The following is a 594-nucleotide window of genomic DNA, read 5'->3' on the forward strand; positions in this document are numbered from 1 at the left end:
AAAAGGTGCTAAATGCGGCGCGCGCGGGTTGACCGTATAGGTGGCTGAATAGCCCTTTGCTGGAAAAATAGGTACATGAATGTCCAGTGGTTTTAACAGAGGGACGCTATAGCTGCCAAGTGCAACCACATGACTATCAGCGCTAAAGGTTTGCGCGTTTTCGCCTTTTGGCCGAATGGTAATACTATGCACATGCGGACGCGCAGAGTGAGCGTCAGTATTAAGCGCTAAGATTTCAGTATCATATAAAAATGTGACACCCGCATCAATGCAGCGCTGCGCTAAACGTTGGGTAAATAAGTGCGCATTGCCAGATTCATCGCGGCTGGTGTAGGTCGCTCCAGTGAGTTTGTGCGCAATTGGGTAGAGGGCAGGTTCCAAATTAACGGCATTATTGATGTCAATCACGTGGCGCTCGCAACCGAGTGCTTGCATGCGTTCAGTGGGTTCGATAGCGGCATCAAACTCAGCTTGGCTGGTATAAAAGTGCATGATACCGCGTGTTTGCTGCTCATAATTGATACCGATATCGGCGCGTAGTTGCTGTAAGGCATCGCGAGAATACAACCCTAAGCGCACCATTTGCACTAGATT

Annotated in this window: 1 protein-coding gene; it reads right to left on the bottom strand. The window is 49.2% G+C overall.

Features of this window, described 5'->3' with window-relative positions; all coding sequences use genetic code 11:
- The coding region (locus ACS8FC_RS19185) for an FAD-dependent oxidoreductase (protein ID WP_439297961.1) at positions 1-594 on the bottom strand (594 nt) is incomplete at both ends.

The organism is Psychrobacter sp. 1Y4, from assembly GCF_051847555.1.